Below are 17,528 nucleotides of genomic sequence, written 5' to 3' on the forward strand. Positions count from 1 at the left end.
ATTGCTGCCCGTCGTTAAAGCTGCGAAGATTAGAGCTCACCTGTTGGCTGTGCAGGAAGGCACGTATGCCAGTTGTAAGAGCGGAACGGCGGCTTGCCGCGATCATGGCCGCCGACATCGTGGCATATTCACGCCTGATTGAAACGGATGAGGCGCGCACGCTTACTGCAATGAGGGCCATTCGATCGCGAATCATAGAGCCGCTGATCGCCGAACATAGGGGCCGCATCGTCAAGCTGATGGGGGACGGCGCAATCGTGGAGTTTGGCTCCGTTGTCGAGGCTGTGGCCTGTGCTGTCGCCATGCAGGAAGGGACGGCTATCCATCAGCAGGAGGTCCCGCCTGAGAGCCGTATTGTGTACCGCATCGGGATCAACGTCGGTGACGTCGTCGTGGACGACGGCGACCTACTCGGAGACGGCGTCAACATCGCCGCGCGGCTTGAGGCACTGGCGGAGCCTGGGGGCATTTGCATTGCCGATGCGGTGCAGAAACAGTTGGCCGGCAAGACTGACTTCGCCTTTGAAGACACCGGCGAGCGCCCGCTGAAGAACATCGCGCAGCCGGTCCGCGTCTGGCGCTGGACCAGGGAGCCGGGTCTCGGAGACACCGTTGCGCCGTTGGCCTTGCCTGACAGGCCATCCATCGCAGTGCTTCCATTCGACAATCTAAGTGGCCAGCCCGAAGACACATACTTCAGCGACGGCATAACCGAAGACATCGTCACCGGCCTGGCGCACTTCCGCTCGCTGTTCGTGATCGCCCGCAACTCGTCCTTTGCCTTTCGCGGCAAGGCGACCAGCCTCGCCGAGATCGGACGGCAGCTTTGCGTGTCTTATCTTCTCGAAGGCAGTGTGCGGCGGGCCGGGGCACGCGTGCGGATCACCGCGCAGCTGATCGAGGCGGCGACCTGGGCGCATCTTTGGGCCGAACGGTACGACCGCAGTCTCGACGACATCTTCGCGGTACAGGACGAGGTCACCATGACCATCGTTTCGACGCTTGTTGGGCGGATCGAGGACGCAAAACTCAAGCAATCGCTGCGCAAGCCAACAGTCAGCCTCGCAGCCTATGACTTCCTTCTGCGGCGCATCGCGCGTTTCAGAGGTTACTCAGAGGACGACAATCGGCAAGCCTGCACCTTCCTTGAGAAGGCCATCGCAAACGATCCGAACTACGCCTTGGCGCACTCCTATCTCGCGCTCGCCCGGATTGCCCTCCACGGCTATGGGGCTGCCCCCCTGGACATAAGAAGAGCGTCAAGCGTGATGGCGAGGCGTGGCGTCGACCTGGACCCGCAGGAGGGCGGTTGCCACCGCATCCTCGGACAAGTTCTTCTATACGTGCGCGAACTTGACGTCGCCGAGCATCACGCCAGGCGGGCCGTAGAGTTGAACCCGAATGACGCGGACGGTGCGATTTCGATGGGGGATCTCCTGGTGACAAAGGGGCATCCGGTCGAAGGCCTTGCGTAGACCGAGAAGGCTAGCGCAAGCGCTCCCCTCAGCGGATTGCGCGATTTCACGTCCACCTCGCCATCCTGATACTCAACAAGTTTAGGCATGACCTTCTCCGTTACTCTTTAGGGGCCGCAACGCCCGTCGCGGGCGGCAGGCCGGGTTGTTGTTGTTCGGGAGTTATGTCGGGCAGTCGTGCTGCTTCTTGCTTCTCTTCGACGTAAAGTCGTCGGTTATCATGCGGCTTATCCAAAGGCCCCAGGGGCCGCTTCTCTCAAGACGCGCTGGAAAGGTATCTAACTCGTGCCGGCAGTCAAGGGGCTGCCAATGTGCGACTCGCAATTGAAAGGCTTTAAGGCAGGCAAGATGGGAGCCGTCGCGAAACTCAGCAATCGCGCGCTGCTGAAGGCGCGCAGCCCAGACGACGGTAACGATCAAAGGGAGACGTTTCGTAGGCGAAGGCAGAGTTCTTCAGCCTGCTCAAAGAAGTCTGATGCTGCACGTGTCGGATGCCGCGCGTCTATGCTGGCTGTCGGGGATATGCCGCTGTCAGGCCATTTATCGTCACGACAAGGCTGTTTGTGGTTGGGCGACTTATTTGCGCTCCAGGTCGCCTTGACGTGCGCGGTGAAACAGCAGGGAGTCAGAAAAAATCTGGCGGGATTTCGAAGCAACGTTTTCTCCGACGTGTATCCCTCCGTGCCGAAAATCGGGACCGGCCCCTCCCTGGGACTGATTGTGACTATTACCGCCGTTGGAAATATGAATGTCTACGGGCGTCGCGCCGCAGGCCGGGCGAGCACGGACCGTACCGAAAGCGGCAAGTCTAATAAAGGGGGTTGAAATGCGACATCAGCTGACTGGCAACGCCGGTCTGTACCACGTAGCGCGGGAACTATCGCGGCGCGGTTGGCATGTCATGCCCACCGTGCGAAACGCACGGGGCGCAGACCTCTATGCCGCAAGCGACGATGAGAGCCGCGTCCTACCGATTCAGTCAAAAGCTCTATCGAAGAAAGACCCAGTGCCGCTGGGTGGTTCGCTGGACACCCTTCGCTCAGATTGGTGGGTTGTAACGATCAATGCGAACACCGCAGCACCAACGTGCTATGTCCTCACGAAGGACGAAGTGAAAGCCGCAGCGCATCGGGGAATGAGTGCAACTGGCACGATATCGTATTGGCTACAGCCAAAGTCCTATGCGCTTCCTCAGTATCAAGAAGCATGGGACAGGCTCGGCAGCCCTGCCGCTCCCGGAAGCCTTTGAAACTCAAACTGCAGCTGTAGCCCCTCAAGCAATGGATAGCACATGACGGTCTTGGACACTGTACGGGAGTTCATCCAAGGGAAAGCTCCCCGCGCCGTTTGCGACGACTGCATTGCGGACAGTATCGAACTGTCAATTCGCCAGCACGCCAATCACAAGACACGAGAGCTTGCCTGCGCATTCGGATTCAGCCGACGAAAAGAGGTCTGCTCCACGTGCAAGAAGACAAAGAACGTCATTAGCTACGCCCACAGGACCGGCTAGGCCGGCAAATCTAGACAGTACATGAGGCGTGCTCGCCGAGGTACCGACGACCACCGGCACCGGCCGCTTCAGTCATGCACCTGGACGTAAGGCTGTCGGGTAGTTGGCTAGCGTTGCCGCTACAGGCGCACCCGTCAGGCTCGCAGCGGCACTGTCGGGCGATTTGTCGGCCAGGGTCGCGACTGCCGCGCGGAGAACTGGCCTTTAGCTTTCTAAAGAAGCCGGACAGAATATTCGGACCCACTTCGCCGGGCCGCAGTCTAATCCCGTCCTCAAATGAGTTCAGCGTCACGCAGAGCGCAACAAAATCAGCAATTTCTGTGGCAAATGCAGGACTTTTGAATTTCACTCAGGTCTTCGCGTCACTAAGCGACACTAATATTTCTCAAGGCTTAGCGGGATTCCGAGGGTAGAGCGACCAGTTCAGAAAACGCGCCTGTCGCACCGCGCGGCATCATTGCGACGCTCCCGGCGTCAGTCGCAATATCTTTCCCCCTGGTTCGTCGGTCAACGCCATGACCGCGCCGTCGGGAGCCTGCACCACGTCCCGGATGCGCCTGCCGAGAGCGAGGACTTCCTCGCCGGCGACCTGCTTTCCGTCGATCCTGACACGAACGATGCCTTCCGCCGACAGTCCGCCAATCAAAAGGTCGCCGCGCCAATCGGCAAACATGTCGCCGGTGTAGAAGGTCATGCCGGAAGGCGAGATGACGGGTGTCCAGCTATGGATGGAGTCGGCAAACTCCGGCCGCGTCGACGGTTCGGGGATGCGTTCGCCCGAATAGTGCCGGCCCCAGCTGACCACGGGCCAGCCGTGATTCCTGCCCGCTTGCGGAATGTTCAGCTCATCGCCGCCGAGCGGTCCCATTTCCGCCGTCCAGAGCACGCCGGATTCGGGTTGGAGCGCAGCACTTTGCACATTGCGATGGCCGTAGGACCAGATCTCGTCGGCGCCGTCCTTGCCGACGAAGGGATTGTCGTCAGGCACGGAACCATCGGGGTTGATGCGGACGATCGTGCCGAGATGATTGTTCGGGTCCTGCGCCTCTCGCATCTTGCCGCGCTCACCGAGCGTGACGAAGAGCTTGCCGTCCGGCGCGAATACCAGGCGGGAGCCGTAGTGCAGCCGGCTGGATACGGCTGGTTCCTGCCGGAAGATCACTTCGAAGTTCGAAAGCGCGCTGCCGTTCTTGTCCAGGCGTCCACGGCCGACCGAGGTGGCCGCGCCGCCGCCGCGTTGCTCCGAATAGGAGAGATAAACCGTTCGGTTGTTGGCAAAGTCCGGATCGAGCGCCACATCCAGCAGACCGCCTTGTCCGCTGGCAAGGACGTCCGGCACACCGTCGATCGGATCGGAAACGGCTCCGTCGGTCAAGACAAGCCGCAGCCGCCCCGGACGCTCGGTGACCAGCAACGCGCCGTCGGGCAGGTAAGTCGCGCCCCAGGGATGCTCAAGCCCTTCGGCAAAGGTCTCGACCGCAACGCGGCCTGTCTCGCTCTCGATGCTGCTGCCCTGCGCGAGCGTGGTCGAGGGGGCACCGAAGGCGAGAAGAAAAGACGAAGCAATGAATATCCGCAGCATGATTTCTCCATCCGAACGGAGGCATAGGGGAGGAGCCGCCGGCTCTCCGATATAATGACCGACTGCCGATGCAGTTCCAAGCTGGCGCCGCGCCAGGTTTTTCAGCTATGGCCAGGTCGAGGTCGGCGAGAGTTCGGCCTGGCACTCTCGGCATGCCTCTAGATAAAGAAGACAAATGAGCGCGAACTGAAACCAATTGAGACACAACTGAAACACATCCAGGCGCAGGCGACATGCATGCGAAACGCTTTGGGGTGATGGTCGCCGCAAGACCAGGAACGCAGGAGCGTCGCCGATGACACCCGACCAGACCAGACTTGTCCAGGACAGTTTTCGCGAGATCGTGCCGATCCGCGTGGCCGCCGCCGCGCTGTTCTACGAGCGCCTGTTCGCGATCGACGCGGATCTTCGCGCGCTGTTTCCGGTGACAGACATGACCAAGCAAGGCGCCAAGCTGATAGCGAGCCTCGGCTTCGTCGTGCATGGACTGGACCGAGCCGACACGATCCTGCCGACGGTGCGCGTGCTCGCCAGGCGTCACGTGACTTACGGTGTCGAGGAGCGTCATTACCCGATCGTCGGGCAAGCGCTCATCGAGACGCTGGCGGCCGGCCTCGGCACGGCTTTTACGCCGGCTGTCCGCGAGGCTTGGGAGGCGGCCTACGGGTTGCTCGCCAGCGTAATGATCGCGGCTGCCCGTGAGGATCAGCTCGCAGCGTAATTTTGGGGGATGCAGCCGCAGGCGACCACCCACCCAACGACAATTCCAAATGGAGAGAAACACGATGTTCAGATACACAGCACTTGCGGCGCTTTGCGTCGTGGCAGGTTCCGCTTCTGCCGGCGAACTCACTGCCCGTCAGGGTGGGACCGTTAATCTCGGCAATTTTCATGGCGTCGTCTACTACACGGAGGCGGATGACGGCTACCGGGTGGTCACCACGATGGCGGCGGGCGAAGAAAACCTGCCAGTGCGCTTCGTCGCGACCCTCAGCGAGGGCCAGGCGTTCGTGATCTCGGTCCCGGGCGCGTTGGCAGGGGCCGGCCAGGCACTCGAAATCTCGCGCGCCAAAGGCAAGCTGGTTGTGGCGGAGGTGGAGTCCACCCAGTAACAGGTTGAAAGTTGACGTCGCGACGCAACCGGGTAGTCTGCGCCCGCTTCCGCGTCTTCCAGCAGCGCGAAGAGACAAATCGGCACCGTCATTGGGATGGGTATCGTCCTAACCTCGGAGAAACGAGATGCTCAAGGTGCAAAGTGCGGAAGTTCGATTTCGACTTTTTGAGTGTGGACAATTTTTCCTGATCCTGATGGTCGCTGGTCTACTTGCGCCGGCCGCTTTTGCCGATGTCGTCGAGCCAGCGACCCTCGCCGTCGCGGATTTCGAGTTCAGGGATACATCAGGCGAAGTCAGGGACCAGACTGCCGAACACGAAGCGCGACTGAAGGCATTTGGCGTTGCGTTGCAGGATGGCCTTTCTGAGAAGATCAAGCTCGTCGCGTTACCCTGTCAGGCAGAACAGTGCACCATCAAGGACCCCGGCCTTGTCGATCTCTCGAAACAGGCAAAAACAGCCAGCGCGAAATATCTCCTGATCGGCCAGGTGCACAAGATGAGCACGCTGGTCGGCTGGGTGAAGTTTGCAGTGCTGGATTTGAGCAACAACAAACCTGTCTGCGATCGATACCTGACTTTCCGGGGAGATACCGACGAAGCATGGCGGCGAGCAGCAGAGTTCACGGCGCGTGACGTCGAGAAGCACTGCATTCCGTAGGAATCGCGGTCGCTGTAGCCTTTGATCAGCCGGCGCCCTGAACCTCAGCATGGGCTGGGTACCGCAATTGCGGCGTCAGGCGGCCTTCTTCTTCGCCAGCCTCGCCTTGATGCTGGCGACGTCGGCGCGCGGCGTCGCCGCGAACAGCGTTTTGGTGTAGCTGTGCTTGGGGTCGGCAAAGACCTCGTCGCGCGAGCCGTACTCGACGGCCTCGCCATAATACATGACCATCACCTCGTCGGCGATGTAGCGCACCACCGACAGGTCGTGGCTGATGAAGACATAGGTTAGCTCGAACTCGTCCTGCAGGTCGGCGAGCAGGTTGAGCACCTGCGCCTGCACCGACAGATCGAGCGCCGAGACCGGTTCGTCGAGCACCAAAAGGCTCGGATTGAGCATCAGCGCGCGGGCAATGGCGATGCGCTGGCGCTGGCCGCCCGAGAACATGTGCGGGTAACGGTTGTAATGCTCCGGTCCGAGGCCGACCTTCTTCAGCATCTTCATGGCGAGATCGCGCCGTTCGTCGGCCGGCGTATCGGTGTTGATGAGCAGCGGCTCGCCCAGCACGTCGCCGATCTTCTGGCGCGGATTGAGCGAACCGTAGGGGTTCTGGAAGACGATCTGCACCTTGCGGCGCATCTCCTTCGTCAGCCCATCCCTGGCGATGTCGACCTTGTTGCCGTCGATGAAGAGCTCGCCCGCCGTCGCCGGATCGATCAGCGTGATGATACGTGCGAGCGTTGACTTGCCGCAGCCGCTTTCGCCGACGATCGCCAGCGTCTTGCCCTTGTCGACGCTGAACGAAACGCCCTTGACCGCGTGCACCGTGCGCGAGGGACGAAACAGGCCGCCGCCGACATGGTAGTCGCGCACGATGTTCTTGCCTTCGAGAACCGTCACGCTCATGACGCGGCTCCCGTTGCAGGCCCGCTTCCAGCAGCAGGCCCGGTTCCCGCAGCAGAGGGGGCCGGTTCGAACAGCATGTCGGAAATGGTCGGCAGCCGGTCGCCGACGGCGTTTTCCGGCAGCGCCGACAGCAGCGCCCGCGTGTAGTTGCTCTTCGGCTGCTCGAACAGCGACAGAACGTCGGCCTCTTCCATCTTGCGGCCCTTGTACTGGACGATGACGCGGTCGGCTGTCTCGGCCACGACGCCCATATTGTGGGTGATCATGATCAGCCCCATGCCGTATTTGGCCTGCAGGCCGACCAAAAGGTCGAGAATCTGCTTCTGGATGGTGACGTCGAGCGCGGTGGTCGGCTCATCGGCGATCAGCAGCTTCGGATTGCAGGCGATGGCGATGGCGATCATGACGCGCTGGCACTGGCCGCCCGACATCTGGTGCGGGAATGAGTTCAGCCGCTCTTCCGGATCGGCGATGCCGACCAGCTTCATCAGTTCGATGGCACGGGCGCGGCGCTGGGCGCGGTCCATGCCCAAATGGAAGCGCAGCACCTCCTCGATCTGGAAACCAGCGGTGAAGCACGGGTTGAGGCTGGCGATCGGCTCCTGGAAGATCATCGAGATGTCCTTGCCGACGATCTTGCGGCGCTCGGACGGGCTGAGCTCAAGCAGGTCGATGCCGTCGAAGGCCATGCGATCGGCCTTTACCGTCGCCGTGTTCGGCAACAGCCCCATCACCGCCAGCATCGCCACCGATTTGCCGGAGCCGGATTCGCCGACGATCGCCAGCACCTCGCGCGGCTCGATCGACAGGTCGATGCCTTGCACGGCCATGAACGGTCCGGCGGCGGTATCAAACGACACGGTGAGGTTCTTGATCTCGAGAAGAGGCATGGTCACGACCTCTTCAGCTTGGGGTCGAAGGCATCGCGCAGGCCATCGCCGATCAGGTTGATCGCAAGCACCGTGATCAGGATGGCAAGGCCGGGGAAGGTCACCACCCATGGCGCGCGCAGGATGAACTCGCGCGCCGTGGCCAGCATGGTGCCCCATTCCGGGGTTGGCGGCTGCGCGCCGACGCCAAGGAAGCCAAGAGCCGCGGCCTCGAGAATGGCGTTGGAGAAGGACAGCGTCGCCTGCACGATCAGCGGCGCCATGCAGTTCGGCAGGATCGTCTTCACCATCAGCCTGAGATGGCTGGCACCGGCCACCTTGGCGGAGATCACATATTCGCGATTCTTTTCGGCCATCACCGCCGCACGGGTGAGCCGCGCGAAATGCGGCTGCAGCACCAGCGCGATCGCCAGCATGGCGTTGAACAGGCCGGGTCCGAGGATCGCCACCAGAACCAGGGCAAGCAGCAGCGACGGGAAGGCCAGGATGACGTCCATGACGCGCATGATCAGCGTATCGACCCAGCCGCGGAAGTAGCCAGCGAGCACGCCGAGGACGATGCCGCTGGTCAGCGAGAAAACGACGACGACCAGTCCGATGAACAGCGAGAACCGCGCCCCGAAAATCAGCCGCGAAAGCATGTCGCGGCCGACGGCGTCGGTGCCGAGCAGGAACGTCGATCTGCCGCCCTCCTGCCAGGCCGGCGGCGCCAGCAGCGCATCGCGAAACTGTTCGTCAGGCGAATGCGGTGCGACCAGCGGCGCGAAGATCGCCACCAGCACCAGGGCAGTGAACACGACCAGGCCGATGACGGCTCCGGTGTTCATCGAGTAGTAATGCCAGAACTCGGTGAAGGCGCGTTGCCGGCCGCCGGTCGGAATGGAGGCGGCGGTGGCTTCTGCCGTGGTTTGGTCGGTCATCTCACTGCACCCGGATACGTGGGTTGATGACGGCGTAGAGCACGTCGACGATCAGGTTCACCGCCATGACGATCAGCGCGATGATCAGCAAGCCGCTCTGGACGACAACATAGTCGCGCTTGGCGATCGCGTCGATCATCCACTTGCCGATACCGGGCCAGGAAAAGATCGTTTCGGTCAGGATGGCGCCCGCCATCAGCGTGCCGACCTGCAGGCCGATGGTGGTGACGACGGGGATCAGCGCATTGCGAAAAGCGTGGAGCCCGATGACGCGACGCGGCGCCAGGCCCTTGGCGCGGGCGGTGCGGACGTAGTCTTCGCCCAGCACCTCCAGCATCGCCGACCGCGTCTGGCGCGCTATGACGGCGAGCGGGATTGTCGCCAGCACGATCGCCGGCAGGACAAGATGACTGGCGGCGGACCTGAAAGCGCCGCTCTTGCCGGAGATCAGGCTGTCGATCAGCATGAACCCCGTCGTCGGCTTGAAGAAATATTGAAGGCCGATACGGCCGGAAACCGGCGTCCAGCCGAGATAGCCGGAGAAGAAGATGATGAGCAGCAGTCCCCACCAGAAGATCGGCATCGAATAGCCGGTCAGCGCCACGCCCATCGTCGCCTGGTCGAACCAGGATCCGCGCTTGACCGCGGCGAAGATGCCGGCGGGAATGCCGATGAGCACGGCGATGATCAGCGCGATCGTCGCCAGTTCCAGCGTCGCCGGAAACAGCGCCTGGAATTCACCGAGCACCGGCCGCTTGGTGGCGAGCGATATGCCGAAGTCGCCGGTCAGGACCCTGCCGATATACTCCAGATACTGGACGACATAGGGCCGGTTGTAGCCAAACCGCTCGACAAGCTCGGCGTAGCGTTCCGGGCTGACGCCGCGCTCGCCGGCCAGGGCCGTGATCGGGTCGCCCGGCAGAAGCCGGACGAAAGCGAACGCCGCCAGCGATATGCCGAACACGGTCGGGATGATCAAGGCGAGCTTGTGGAGGAGATAGCGGAGCATCTTGCTTCATAGAACGGCGGCGCTTTAAGTCCAGCGTCGCCGTTCTATTTCTCAGCAGTTATTCGGCGACGTCGACGCCGTCAAACCGATGAATGCCGAGCGGATCCATGACGAAGCCCGTAACTTTCTTGTTCATCGGCATGAAGACCTTGGAATGGGCGATGGTCAGCCACGGCGCCTCACGCTTGAACACGACCTGAGCCTCCTCGTAGATCTTGGTGCGCTCGGCGACGTCCGTGGTCGCCTTGCCCTTCTGCAGCAGGGCTTCGAACTCCTGGTTGCACCAGATCGCATAGTTGGATTGGCCGATGGCATCGCAGCCGAGCAGGAACAGGAAGTTGTCCGGGTCGCCATTGTCGCCGGTCCAGCCGAGCTGGAAGGCGCCGTCACGGTCCTTCTGCTTGCCGCGTTCGCGATACTCGGTCCATTCGTAGCTGACGATCTCGGCCTTCACGCCGATCTTGGCGTAGTCGGCCTGGATCAGTTCCGCGACCCGTTGGGCGTTCGGATTGTACGGGCGGCTGACCGGCATTGCCCAGATCTTCATCGACAGATCCGTGACGCCGGCATCCGTCAGCATCTTCTTGGCCGCGTCGGGATCGTACGGATCGTCCTTGACCTCCTTGTTATAGGACCACATCGTCGGCGGGATCGGGTTTATCGCCGCCTGGCCAGCACCCTGATAGACCGCATCGAGAATGGCCTGCTTGTTGACGGCCATGTTGAGGGCCTTGCGGACCTCGACCTTGTCGAAGGGCGCCTGCGTCGTGTTGTAGGCCATGTAGCCGATGTTCAGGCCTTCCTGCTCGTCGACCTTGAGGTTCGGGTCGGCTTTCAGGCCGGCAATGTCGGCCGGCGCCGGGTACGACATGATATCGCACTCGCCCGCCTTCAGCTTCTGCGCGCGCACGGCCGGATCGGTGGTGATGGCAAAGATCAGATCGTCGATCTTCTGGCGGCCGCCATAGTAGCCGTCCCATGCCGCATAGCGGATGACCGCGTCGACCTGGTAGTCGACGAACTGGAACGGACCGGTGCCGATCGGCTTCTGGGTGAATTGCTGCCTGGTGCCAGCCTTGTCGAGCTGGTCGGCATATTCCTTGGAGACGATCGAAGCGAAATCCATGCCGAGATCCGGCAGAAAAGCGACCTCAGGCTTGTTCAGCACGAACTTCACCGTCAGGTCGTCGACCTTGACGATTTCCTTGAGAAGATCCGGGAAGCCCATGCCGGCAAAATATTCCCAGCCGGTGCCTGCCAGATAGTCGAACCACGGGTTTTCCTTCTTCCACTGGCGCTCGAAGGAGAAGATCACGTCGTCGGCGTTGAGATCGCGCGTCGGCGTGAAGTAGTCGGTGGTCTGGAACTTCACGCCCGGCCGAAGCTTGAACGTGTATTCGAGACCGTCGTCGGAAACCGTCCAGCTCTCGGCGAGGCCAGGCGTGATGGTGGTCTTGCCGTGTTCGAACTCGACCAGGCGCGAATAGATGGTGCGCGACGACGCGTCGAAATCGTTGCCACCGCTCCACGGCGACGGGTCGAAGCCGGCCGGCGACGCCTCCGAGCAGTAGACCAGCTGTTTCGCATTGGCCATGCCGCCGAGGACGCTTGCGGCCAGCAACGCGGCCGCAAAAGTCAGTTTCTTTTTCATGGAGGACTCCCTGATGTTCTTCCAAGCCCCTCTATCAGGCTCGTGAAGCGCGCATATAAGCACCGTTTTTCCGGCTTTGGAACACCCCGTTTGCCTACCCCATGGGAAGCAGAATTTATTTCTGCGCACTCGCCAAAAAGGAGAAAAAAATGTCAGTTACCGCCTATCACGGTAATGTTAACGACTGCATTTTTTTATTGATCTTCAACCCGGCGTTGGTGAGGAACTGCGACCTTCGGCTGGTCGTTGCCGCGGACGATTTCTTCCCACCTTGCCGCAGGCACAGACTTGCACGGCTGCCGATAGTCGCAATACATAGATGACAGGCTGGATTTCCTGGATGCCGGCAGCAGTGGAGGACGTCTCTGTCATTCGGAGGCGACGCGGCGAGCAGGCAGAGACAATAAGAACAATCGAGGGAGGGACGAGTGGCAAAAACACCAAGGACGACGGCACCAGCGACAGCCAAGGCCAAAACTGCTGCGAAACCGGCCAGCCCCGACAAGCTAAAAGCGCCGACGGCCAAAGCCAAGCCGAAGGCGGCCGCGGTGCCCGCCAAGGGTGGCGCAAAGCCCGCCGCCGCCAAACCAGCGGCGAAGGCAGCACCGACAGCGGCTGCATCGACGTCAAACCCAGGTCCGGCCACAAGGCTGCCGAATGTGGTTGCCGCCGGATTGCCGGAAAAACCCTGGCTCAAAAGCTATCCGAAAGTCGTTCCGGCCGAGATCGGCGCTCTGCCCTTCGGCTCCATCGGCGATCTGCTCGCCGACGTCTGCAAGCAGTACGCCAGCCGGCCTGCCTTTACCTGCATGGGCAAGACCATCACCTATGCGGAAGTCGAGCGGCAATCGGCCGCCTTCGGCGCCTATCTGCAATCGACGGGACTGCCGAAAGGCGCACGCGTGGCGCTGATGATGCCGAACGTGCTGCAATATCCGGTTGCGATGATGGCAGTGCTGCGCGCTGGCTATGTCATGGTCAACGTCAACCCGCTCTACACGCCGCGCGAGCTGGAACATCAGCTCAAGGATTCCGGCGCGCAAGCCATTGTCATTCTCGAGAATTTCGCCAGCACCTTGCAGGCGGTGATCGCCAAAACGGCGGTCAAGCATGTCGTGGTCGCGGCGATGGGCGACATGCTTGGCGGCCTGAAGGGGACGATCGTCAATCTCGTCGTGCGCCGCGTGAAGAAGATGGTGCCGGCCTGGTCGCTGCCGGGCCATGTCAAGTTCAACGCAGCGTTGAAGGCAGCCGCCGGCATGAATTTCAAGCCGGCGAAGGTCGCTGCCGACGACGTCGCCTTCCTGCAATATACCGGCGGCACCACCGGCATCTCGAAGGGCGCGGTGCTGCTGCACAGCAACGTGCTGGCCAACGTCGCGCAGAACGCGCTGTGGATCGAGGACGCCTTCACGGTCAAGCCCAAGCCGGCGCATCTCAACTTCATCTGCGCGCTGCCGCTCTATCATATCTTCGCGCTGACGGTGAACGCGCTGATGGGCATGCAACTGGGTGGCCAGAACATACTCATTCCCAATCCGCGCGACATTCCCGGCTTCGTCAAGCAACTCGGCAAATACCCGATCCACATCTTTCCAGGCCTCAACACGCTGTTCAACGCGCTGCTCAACAATGAGGATTTCCGCAAGCTCGACTTCAGGCCGCTGATCCTGACGCTGGGTGGCGGCATGGCGGTGCAGAAGGGTGTCGCCGAACGCTGGAAGGCGTTGACCGGCTGCCCGGTCACCGAGGGCTACGGGCTTTCGGAAACCTCGCCGGTGGCCACCGCCAACACATTCAGCGACGGCAACTTCACCGGCACGATCGGCCTGCCGCTGCCCTCGACCGAGATCGCCATCCGCGACGAAGACGGCAATGATTTGCCGCCCGGCGAAGTCGGCGAGATCTGCATCCGCGGACCACAGGTGATGGCCGGTTACTGGAACCGGCCGGACGAGACCGCCAAGGTGATGACCAAGGACGGTTTCTTCAAGTCGGGCGACATGGGCTTCATGGACGAGCGCGGCTTCACCAAGATCGTCGACCGCAAGAAAGACATGATCCTTGTGTCCGGCTTCAACGTCTATCCGAACGAACTCGAGGAAGTGGTGGCGCTGCATCCGGGCGTGCTCGAAGTGGCCGCGATCGGCGTGCCGGACGAGCATTCAGGCGAAGTGCCGAAGCTGTTCGTCGTCAAGAAGGACCCGTCGCTGACCGCAGAGGTGCTGACTGTCTATTGCCGCGAGAACCTGACCGGTTACAAGCGGCCAAAATACATCGAGTTTCGGACCGAACTGCCGAAGACGCCGGTCGGCAAGATCCTGCGGCGGGCGTTGCGGGAATAGGAAGAATTTGGGCGGGAATAGGGACAATTTTGGCCGATAGCCTTACTGTCGATGACGCGGCGGATACGCTTTCCCGTCCCGATCCGCTAACGTTCATCAAGGCGAACATGCGTATCGCCCCTGTTGCCGCGCTTCCCGAAATCCGGCTTTATGCAGCCCATCCAGCGAGCGGACTGTGGCGGCTGACGCGTCCACAAGGACGAGCAGCCGAGCCGGAAGAAGAAGCAAACGAAGCCGACGAGGATGGCCCCGAGCCGCAGCCTCCTTACTGGGCCTATGCCTGGGCCGGCGGCGCGGTGCTTGCCCGCTACATCCTCGATCGGCCGGAGACCGTGGCTGGGCTTCGCGTGCTCGATCTCGGCGCCGGGTCTGGCCTCGTCGGTATCGCCGCGGCAAGGGCCGGCGCCAGCCAAGTGATTGCATCCGAGATCGACCGCAATGGCGTCGCCGCGCTCGGTCTCAATGCGGCGGCGAACGGCGTCGAAATCACGGTCGTCGGCGAGGACATCACCGCTGGTCCGCCGCCGCCAGTGGACGTCGTGGCAGCCGGCGACTTGTTTTACCGGCAAGATCTCGCCGACCGGGTCATCCCCTTCCTCGACCGCTGCCTGGCCGCCGGCATCAATGTGCTGATCGGCGACCCGGGCCGCGCCTACTTGCCCCGCTCGCGGCTTCACCTTCTGGCCGAATACCAGGTGCCGGATGTCGGCCAAGGCACGGCGACGAAGCCGAGCGGCGTCTTCTCGTTCGAGCCGGAGCAACCCGGAGGCGAGTTCAGATCGTCTCCTTGACCTTTGCCGAAAGAAAGTCGGGCAGATCGGCAACCGAATCCAGAATGACGTCGGCGATCTGCGACAGCGATTCCCGCGTGCCGGTGCCGGAAAGCACGCCGATCGCCAGACCGCAGCCGCCGGCCCGCGCCATCTCCAGATCGTGGCGATTGTCGCCGACCACGGCGATCGCGGCAGGCCTCAGGCCGGTCAGGTCCGAGAAGGCGAGGATCGTGTCGGGCGCCGGTTTCGGATTGGCCACCGCGTCGTAACCATAGGCGGCGTCGAACAGCTGCGCGACGCCCAGCGTGAGCAATGTCTTCTCAGCGCCAGTGGTCGAATCGTTGGTGGCGACGCCGAGCCGGTAGGATTTCCTGTGAAGAACGCCAAGCGTCTCGACGATGCCCGGCAGCGCCACCGCCATCGACGAGCCCTGCACCGACGTGATCTCGTTGAAGCGGGCGACGGCAAGCATCTGGTCTTCATCCGACAGTCGCGGAAACCAAAGCTCGACGACATCCATGTTGGTGCCGGAGGCAAAGATGGAATCGGGCTTGAAGCGTTTGGTGGCGAAATCGTAGCCCGCCGCGGCAAGCAGCCTGTCGGCCTTCCAGCGGTCGCCCTCCGCCGCATCCATCGCCATGAAATCGGCAACGCCGAGCCACGTCGCGTTGAAGTCGACAAGGGTGCCGTCCTTGTCGAACAATATTCCCTTGATCTCGGCCAAGCCGCTTACTCCGATCCGCGCAATCGATGGATGTGTCCCACCAGTCCGGCAGTCGAAGCGTCCCGCTTTGCGGCATTCTCCTTGCCTTCCACGACAGGCAGCAGCCCGGTCGCCAGTTCCTTGCCCAACTCGACGCCCCACTGGTCGAAGGAATTGATGTTGAAGAGCGTGCCCTCGACGAAGACGCGGTGCTCATAGAGCGCGATCAGCCGTCCGAACGTATGCGGATCGAGTTGTCTGTAGAGGATCGTCACCGAGGGCCGGTTGCCGGAGAAGACGCGATGCGGGGCGATCCTGTCGACCTCGGTGGGCGCCATGCCCTTTGCCAGCATCTGCGCACGCGCTTCCTCCAGCGTGCGACCCTTCATGAACGCCTCCGACTGCGCCAGGCAGTTGGCGAGCAACAGGTCGTGGTGATGATTGAGATCCGGCTCATGGCCGATGGCTGCGGCGAGGAATTCGACCGGAATGAAATCGGTGCCCTGGTGCAGCAGCTGGAAGAAGGCGTGCTGGCCATTGGTGCCGGGCTCGCCCCAGACCAGCGGGCCGGTCGGCGTCTGGACAGCGCCGCCGTCGAGGGTGACGCTCTTGCCGTTCGATTCCATATCGAGCTGCTGCAGATAGGCCGGCAGCCTGGACAGGCGCTGGTCGTAGGGAATGACGGCGCGGGCGGGGTATTGGCAGATCACCCGATGCCACCAGCCGATCAGCCCCATCAGCGCCGGCAGGTTGCTGGCCAGCGGCGCCGTCTGGAAATGTTCGTCCATCGCATGCGCGCCATCGAGAAAGGCGCGAAAATTCTTCGGGCCGACGGCGATCATCACCGGCAGGCCGATCGCGCCCCACACCGAATAGCGTCCGCCGACCCAGTCCCAGAAGCCGAAGACGCGGTCGGACGCAATGCCGAACTTGGCCACCAGGTCGAGCGCCGTCGAGACGGCGGCGAAATGCTTGCCGACCGCTTCCTTGCCGAGCGCCTTCTGCACCCATTCGCGCGCCGTCTCGGCATTGGTCATCGTCTCGATGGTGGTGAAGGTCTTGGAAGCAACGATGAACAGCGTGGTTTCGGCGGAGAGGCCCTTCAGCGTGTCGTGGATATGGGCGCCATCGATGTTCGACACGTAATGCGTGCGCGGCCCGTCGTGATAGGGCGCCAGCGCCAGCGTCGCCATGGCCGGGCCAAGGTCGGACCCGCCGATGCCGATGTTGACGATGTCGGTGATCTTCTTGCCGGTGGCGCCGGCCGCCTTGCCGGAGCGCACGGCATCGGCGAAGCCGCCCATCGCATCGAGCACGGCGACAACCTGCGCCTTGACGTCCTGGCCGTCGAGCACGATGCCCTTGCCGTTCAGGTTGCGCAGCGCGGTGTGCAGCACGGCGCGGCCTTCGGTGACGTTGATCTTCTTGCCCGAGAACATCGCAGCGCGCCGGCCTTCGAGATCGGCGGCTGCCGCCAGCTTCTCGAGCAGATCCATCGTCTGCGCATCGACCGCGCATTTCGACCAGTCGAGCAGCAGGTCCCCGTCGGTGGCGGAGAATTTTTCGAAGCGCTGCGGATCGGCGGCGAAAGCCTCGCGCATGCTGCCCGATTTGGCCGCACGGTGATCGCGCAGGGCGTCGAGCTGTTTTTGAAAGGACGATTGATCCACTGCCTTACTCCGAGCCTTGAAATGCCAACATAACAGACCGGGTGTTTCCGGCGCGTGTCGTCGCGCCGAACTATCTAGCCGAAATCGACTGGTTTCAATGCGCCGCGATGACGCGTTGCGTCAGGCAGCGATGACGCAACGCGGCACGCGGGGGATGGCGCGCTGCGTCAGGCAGCCGGATGACGCTTTGCGTCACCAGCGGGATTACGCGCTGCGTCACCAGCGGGATGACGCTTTGCGTCACCCTTGGGAAGGATCACTGGCGTAAATCCCAGTGATCAGAAAAATTGATTGGCGCAACAGCTTGTGCCACCGGTA

16 protein-coding genes are annotated in these 17,528 nt (G+C 62.2%); 7 read left to right on the forward strand and 9 right to left on the reverse strand.

The features are described 5' to 3' along the window. Positions 1-65 precede the first annotated feature (65 nt). Both AC0L2M_RS28095 and AC0L2M_RS28100 read left to right on the forward strand, forming a co-directional pair. Entirely contained in the window at positions 66-1,475 is a 1,410-nt protein-coding gene (locus AC0L2M_RS28095) for an adenylate/guanylate cyclase domain-containing protein (protein WP_473536467.1), read from the forward strand. A 309-nt stretch (positions 1,476-1,784) separates the two neighbouring features. Further along, positions 1,785-2,300, forward strand: coding sequence for a hypothetical protein (locus AC0L2M_RS28100; protein WP_473536468.1), 516 nt, complete (start codon positions 1,785-1,787; stop codon positions 2,298-2,300). A 1,142-nt stretch (positions 2,301-3,442) separates the two neighbouring features. Here AC0L2M_RS28100 and AC0L2M_RS28105 read toward each other — a convergent pair. After that, complete coding sequence (locus AC0L2M_RS28105) at positions 3,443-4,570, reverse strand: PQQ-dependent sugar dehydrogenase (RefSeq protein ID WP_473536469.1); 1,128 nt, start codon at positions 4,568-4,570, stop codon at positions 3,443-3,445. A gap of 295 nt (positions 4,571-4,865) precedes the next feature. Between AC0L2M_RS28105 and AC0L2M_RS28110 the strand changes: the two genes are divergently transcribed. From AC0L2M_RS28110 to AC0L2M_RS28120, 3 genes are all read left to right on the forward strand, one after another. Further along, entirely contained in the window at positions 4,866-5,291 is a 426-nt protein-coding gene (locus AC0L2M_RS28110; RefSeq protein WP_023802903.1) for a globin family protein, read from the forward strand. A 64-nt stretch (positions 5,292-5,355) separates the two neighbouring features. Then, entirely contained in the window at positions 5,356-5,682 is a 327-nt protein-coding gene (locus AC0L2M_RS28115; protein WP_473536470.1) for a hypothetical protein, read from the forward strand. A gap of 127 nt (positions 5,683-5,809) precedes the next feature. Then, positions 5,810-6,343: a DUF2380 domain-containing protein gene (locus AC0L2M_RS28120; protein ID WP_473536471.1), complete on the forward strand. Its 534-nt coding sequence runs from the start codon at positions 5,810-5,812 to the stop codon at positions 6,341-6,343. A gap of 75 nt (positions 6,344-6,418) precedes the next feature. Here AC0L2M_RS28120 and AC0L2M_RS28125 read toward each other — a convergent pair whose 3' ends face one another. From AC0L2M_RS28125 to AC0L2M_RS28145, 5 genes are read right to left on the reverse strand one after another with little or no spacing between them, the layout of a single operon-like run. Continuing rightward, entirely contained in the window at positions 6,419-7,249 is an 831-nt protein-coding gene (locus tag AC0L2M_RS28125; protein ID WP_027151638.1) for a dipeptide ABC transporter ATP-binding protein, read from the reverse strand. Beyond that, complete coding sequence (locus AC0L2M_RS28130; RefSeq protein WP_023802899.1) at positions 7,246-8,139, reverse strand: ABC transporter ATP-binding protein; 894 nt, start codon at positions 8,137-8,139, stop codon at positions 7,246-7,248. The genes AC0L2M_RS28125 and AC0L2M_RS28130 overlap by 4 nt, the downstream gene beginning before the upstream one ends. Positions 8,140-8,141: 2 nt before the next feature. After that, positions 8,142-9,059, reverse strand: coding sequence for an ABC transporter permease subunit (locus AC0L2M_RS28135; RefSeq protein ID WP_023802898.1), 918 nt, complete (start codon positions 9,057-9,059; stop codon positions 8,142-8,144). A 1-nt stretch (position 9,060) separates the two neighbouring features. Next, entirely contained in the window at positions 9,061-10,068 is a 1,008-nt protein-coding gene (locus AC0L2M_RS28140; protein WP_023802897.1) for an ABC transporter permease subunit, read from the reverse strand. Between the two features lie 58 nt (positions 10,069-10,126). Then, positions 10,127-11,719, reverse strand: coding sequence for an ABC transporter substrate-binding protein (locus AC0L2M_RS28145; protein WP_023802896.1), 1,593 nt, complete (start codon positions 11,717-11,719; stop codon positions 10,127-10,129). A gap of 428 nt (positions 11,720-12,147) precedes the next feature. Here AC0L2M_RS28145 and AC0L2M_RS28150 point away from each other — a divergent pair, with 428 nt between their 5' ends. Further along, positions 12,148-14,064 (forward strand): long-chain-fatty-acid--CoA ligase, encoded by a 1,917-nt coding sequence (locus AC0L2M_RS28150; protein ID WP_473536472.1) that lies wholly within the window; start codon positions 12,148-12,150, stop codon positions 14,062-14,064. Between the two features lie 29 nt (positions 14,065-14,093). Next, positions 14,094-14,855, forward strand: a complete 762-nt coding sequence (locus AC0L2M_RS28155; RefSeq protein ID WP_473480047.1) for a class I SAM-dependent methyltransferase — start codon at positions 14,094-14,096, stop codon at positions 14,853-14,855. Here AC0L2M_RS28155 and AC0L2M_RS28160 read toward each other — a convergent pair. The 3 genes from AC0L2M_RS28160 to AC0L2M_RS28170 form a co-directional block, all read right to left on the reverse strand. After that, the gene (locus AC0L2M_RS28160) at positions 14,839-15,561 is read right to left on the reverse strand and encodes an HAD family hydrolase (RefSeq protein WP_023802893.1); all 723 of its coding nucleotides are present in this window, start codon (positions 15,559-15,561) and stop codon (positions 14,839-14,841) included. The genes AC0L2M_RS28155 and AC0L2M_RS28160 overlap by 17 nt on opposite strands. 5 nt (positions 15,562-15,566) lie before the next feature. Beyond that, entirely contained in the window at positions 15,567-17,210 is a 1,644-nt protein-coding gene (gene pgi, locus AC0L2M_RS28165) for a glucose-6-phosphate isomerase (RefSeq protein ID WP_023802892.1), read from the reverse strand. 94 nt (positions 17,211-17,304) lie between these two features. Beyond that, positions 17,305-17,454 carry a hypothetical protein gene (locus AC0L2M_RS28170; protein ID WP_287180570.1) on the reverse strand — a complete coding sequence of 50 codons (150 nt, stop codon included), beginning with the start codon at positions 17,452-17,454 and terminating at the stop codon, positions 17,305-17,307. Positions 17,455-17,528 lie beyond the last annotated feature (74 nt).

The organism is Mesorhizobium sp. WSM4806 (assembly GCF_055811635.1).